This is a genomic window from Corynebacterium sp. UMB8791, assembly GCF_054166365.1.
In genome coordinates, this window is record NZ_JBSZCG010000149.1 from 1 (window position 1) to 4,472 (window position 4,472).

Below are 4,472 nucleotides of genomic sequence, written 5' to 3' on the forward strand. Positions count from 1 at the left end.
ATGACGGCGTCAGCCGGGACGTTCCACGCCATCACGCGGCGCGGTTGGATCAGGCGGTTCTGCCAGTACTTCTGGTCCTTGATCGGCTCGATGGTTGGGCCGTCGGCGAGGGTGACGTTGGCCTCGACGTCCTTGGTAGAGCCATCAGCAAAGGTGATGGTCACCGGCACCTTGAACGTAGTGGTTTCGATGCCTTCGCCGGCGGTGGCATTGAGGGTGCCGTCGTCGGAAAACGTGAGGTGCCAGCCGGTGGGCGTCGAAAAGCCCTCCTTGAGCTCCCACTTGACGGGGGTACCGATCTTGTTCCAGGCGGCGGTCCAGAAGTTACGCTTCAGCTGCGGCTTCGACGTTGCGGTCTCACCGGGCGCGACGACGAGGTCCGCGAACGTGACGTCCGTACGGGCCGCCTCAGTGCGTGGCGTTTTCCATGATGTGGACTCAGCAGTGGGCTCCTGCGCCGTGGCTGTACCTGCCACCGCCGGGGCACCCGTGATTATCAACGATGCCCCAAGTGCGCATGCCGCTACCGACACCCCACCTCGCCGCTTCGCCCCGTTGCGACCGCTCACGTTGCCCATCATCGTTCCTTCTTAAAACTGTCCGTAAATTGCTAAACGCTACTCAGTGTACTCACTATGCAGACATTTGCTTTTACAGCTGTTGACATGCCGTTTTAAATTCTAACGAATAACGGCCAGACAACAAAGGTGTTGAACAATGGCAGGCAGCCACACGGGAGGCTACGCGCGACGCGCGAGCGCCGCCGCCTTCTGCGCGATGGCGAGCTCCTCATTCGTGGGTACGACGAGGACTTTCACCCTGGAGTCGTCCGCGGAGATGATGCGCGGGCCATCGTTGGGCAGGGAGTTGCGCTCGGGGTCGATCTTCACCCCGAATTCCTCCATATTGTCCAGGGCGTCCGCGCGCACGAACTTGTCATTCTCGCCCACGCCCGCGGTGAACGTGATCGCGTCCACCCGCCCCAGCGCCACCATGTAACTGCCGATAAAGCTGCGCAGCCGGTTGATGTAGACGTTGTAGGCCAGCCAGGCGTCGCCGTCCTCGTTTTCGATCATGGCCCGCAGCTCACGGAAGTCGTTCACGCCGGCCAGGCCCTTCACACCGGAGCGCTTGTTCAGCAGCTCGTCGATCTCGTCGATGCTCATGCCGCCGTGGCGCGCCAGGTGGAAGATGATGCCCGGGTCGATGTCGCCGGAGCGCGTACCCATGACCAGGCCCGCGAGCGGGGTGAGCCCCATCGACGTATCGATCGCGTGCCCGTTCGCCACCGCCGAGCACGACGCCCCGTTACCCAGGTGCAGCACGATCTGGCGGGTGTGATTCGGGTCGGACCCGATCAGCCCCGGCACCTGGCCCGAGACGAACTCGTGGGAGGTGCCGTGGAAGCCGTAGCGGCGGATCTGGTTTTGACTGGCCACGTCCGCGTTGATGGCGTAGAGCGCCGCGGCCGGCGGCAGGGAGTGGAAGAAGCCGGTGTCGAACACCGCGACGTGCGGGATGTCCGGCAACAGTTCGCGGGCAACCTCGATGCCGTCAATGTTCGCCGGGTTGTGCAGCGGCGCCAGCGGCACCAGGTCCCGGATCATGTCGACGACCTGGTCCACGATGATTTCAGGCTGGCTGAACACCATGCCGCCGTGCACCACGCGGTGCCCCACCGCCACCACATCCAGGTCTTTCGGGCTCACGCCACGCAGCGCCAGGCGGTGAAACGCCTCCTCCAGCCCGTCCTTGTGCGTGGGGATGGATTTTTGCAGCACCCAGCGATCCTCGCCGTGCTTGATGGTGATGCGGCCTTGGGGTTCCCCGATTTGCTCGACAAGCCCGGAGACGAACGGTGCGTCCGAGGCGTCCGAAATCGGGTCCACGATCTGGAACTTCACCGAGGAGGAACCAGAGTTAATCACCAATACGTAGCTCATTTACTTCACCCCTGCCTGAATCGCGGTCACGACCACAGTGTTCACAATGTCATCGACCGTCGCGCCGCGCGAAAGGTCGTTGACCGGCTTGTTCAGCCCCTGCAGAATCGGGCCTACCGCCAGCGCGCCGCCAGTGCGCTGCGCGATCTTGTACCCGGCGTTGCCCGCCTCAAGGTCGGGGAAGATGAACACGTTCGCCTGCCCCGCTACCGGGGAGTCGGGGGCTTTCTGCTTCGCGACGCCACCATCGCACGCAGCGTCGAACTGGAGGGGGCCGTCAATAATTAAGTCCGCATCAATAGCGCGGGCGGCGGCGACGGCCTCGACGTCGTGGAGCCGTCCGGGAAGTTGATGCGGACCGGGACTTCGCGTACGCCCGGGACTGCGTTCGGGCGGGCGCCGACGGTGAGGGCGCCGGTGGTGGCGTCGATACGCGTGTCGAGGCCGCCGACTGGGTTGAGCAGCGAGTAGTGCGCACCCTTCAGCGTCGGGGTGAGCGTGACGGTTTCGCCTGCGCGGACCTGGGTTGGGTCGTACGCGTTGGAGACTGCCCCGCCCATCGCCTTGACGGCGGTGGCTTGCGCCTCGACGAGCTTCTGGGAGCCGTCCTCGAAGGTGACCACGATCGGGATCATGGTGCGGTCCCCGACGTGCGCCGATGCGGGGGCGGCGACGGTGAGTGCGCCGGTGGTCGCATCGACGGCGGCCTTCCAGCCCTCCGCGGCGAAGTCGGCGGAGATGGCGTAGGTGGCTCCCTTCGGTGCGACCTTCGGCTCTTGGGTTACGGCGTTGGCGCCGATGGCCACGCCGATCGGGGTCCAGGACGGCTGCTCGCGGTGGGCCTGCGAGTCGCGGGCGACGTTGAGCTGCACTACCTTCGAGCCGCCGTCGGGGAAGTTGATGCGCACGCCCAGGTCGTAGCCCTGGCCGGGCTTGGCGTTCTTCGGCAGGGTGACCTTGATCTGGCCGGTCTTCTCGTCGACGTCCACGCGCAGACCAGCAACGCCGCCGAGCGCAGCTGCGCCTTCCGGTTCGAATTTCACGCCGGTCGGGATGTCGCCCTTCGGGGTGATGGTGACGGTGCCGTCGTCGCCGACGACGGCGTCCTCAAAGTCCAGGTTGGACGTGTAGGCCTGCGGTTTCGCGTCCCGCACGCCGATCACGGCCACGACCGTCTTGTGGGAACCGTCCGCGTACCGCGCAACGACTTCCACGTTCAGCGGTTTCGCGTCCTGCGCTGGGGCGGTGGCGGTGATGGTGCCGGTGGTGGCGTCGATAAACAGGTCCCAGCCCTGCAGCTTGGAGGCCTTCGTCAGGATGGCGAACTCGGGGTCGGAGGCAGGGTCGAAAGGTTCGGTGAGGTTGACCTTGATAGTTTCACCTTCGAAGGCCTCGCGGCGCTCGTACTCAAACTTCTGTGTTTGCGCGAACTGCGGCGCCAGCACCTGGAAGTGCGCGACGATCTCCTTCGTGCTGCCGTCAGGGTAGGTGACGGTGACGGGCACATCGATGGGCTTTCCAACCTCAGCATCCAGGTCCGCCGAAAGGGTGATCTGGCCCGTGTGCTGGTTCAGCTTCACGCCTTCGGACTTCGTGCTAAACGACGCCTCCTTCGGCAACGGCTGGCGCTCAAAGACCATGCCGTTGTAGCCCAGGCGAGCGTACGGCGCAGGTGAGGTGGCGGTGCCGCCGGCGCGGACGTAGGTGTCCGAGTAGGAGGACTCGTAACGTACGGAGTCCTTGACGGCTGCGGTGACCTCGACGGTGATGGTGTCCTGCTCGCCCTTCTCGGTACGGACCTTCATGGTGTAGGTGCCCGGCTTCGCGTCACGCGACGGGGCGGCGTACACGGCGCCGTTGGCGAAGACGGTGAACCAATCCGGGTTCCCGGGCTCCGCGAGCACGCGCACGCCCTGCGTGGAGCGGACAGGGGTCACGCCGGTTTCCTCGCCTGCGCGGACCTTGATGGGGTTCCACTCGAACTGGTCCGGGGCAACGGGGCCCTCTGGGTCCGATGGGTCTGCTGGGTCCGACGGATCTGCGGGCTCGGACGGCTCACTTGGCTCACTTGGCTCCGGTGCGTTCTCGTCCACCGTCAGCTCGAAGGAGTCGCGCTTACGTGTGCCGTCCTCCGTGACCTTGTCCACGACGACCTTGGAGGTGCCCTCCTTCGTCGGCGTGCCGACGATCGCGTGCTGCTCACCGTCGTACTTTAGGCCATCGGGCAGGCCCTCGACCTCCACGGAGGAAGCGTCCTCGACGTCGAGCGGGATGTGCACGTCGGTGCCGGGGCGCACTGGCGGGACTTCGGAAGGTGCGATGTCGGCGTCCTCCGGCTCGCCGAGCTCAGCCGAGTCGGCGACCGTGATGGTGAACGTTTCCTCGAGCGGGTCGCCTGCGCCGGTGACGCGTGCAGTCACGTTGAACGTGCCGGTCTCAGTTGGACGGCCGTTGATAAAGAGGTAGGAGCCGGAGCCAAGGCGGGTCTGGGCGGAGGTGCTCAGGCCCGCGGGCAGGCCCTCCAGCTCG

General features: G+C 65.5%; 3 protein-coding genes and 1 pseudogene. All 4 read right to left on the reverse strand.

Features of this window, described 5'->3' with window-relative positions; all coding sequences use genetic code 11:
* The coding region (locus tag ACXIUA_RS10475) for a YPDG domain-containing protein (RefSeq protein WP_457976795.1) at positions 1-581 on the reverse strand (581 nt) is incomplete at its 3' end.
* A 159-nt stretch (positions 582-740) separates the two neighbouring features.
* Entirely contained in the window at positions 741-1,943 is a 1,203-nt protein-coding gene (locus ACXIUA_RS10480) for an acetate kinase (RefSeq protein ID WP_457976796.1), read from the reverse strand.
* Positions 1,944-2,270 (reverse strand): annotated as a pseudogene (locus ACXIUA_RS10485) (phosphate acyltransferase); the annotation flags it as partial.
* The gene (locus ACXIUA_RS10490) at positions 2,228-4,363 is read right to left on the reverse strand and encodes a Rib/alpha-like domain-containing protein (protein ID WP_457976797.1); all 2,136 of its coding nucleotides are present in this window, start codon (positions 4,361-4,363) and stop codon (positions 2,228-2,230) included. The gene ACXIUA_RS10490 and the pseudogene ACXIUA_RS10485, both read right to left, overlap by 43 nt.
* Between the last annotated feature and the right edge of the window lie 109 nt (positions 4,364-4,472).

What these genes read in the sequence shown, in the direction of transcription:
- ACXIUA_RS10480 (WP_457976796.1), bottom strand. Translation starts at nt 1,943, where the DNA reads ATGAGCTACGTATTGGTGATTAACTCTGGTTCCTCCTCGGTGAAGTTC.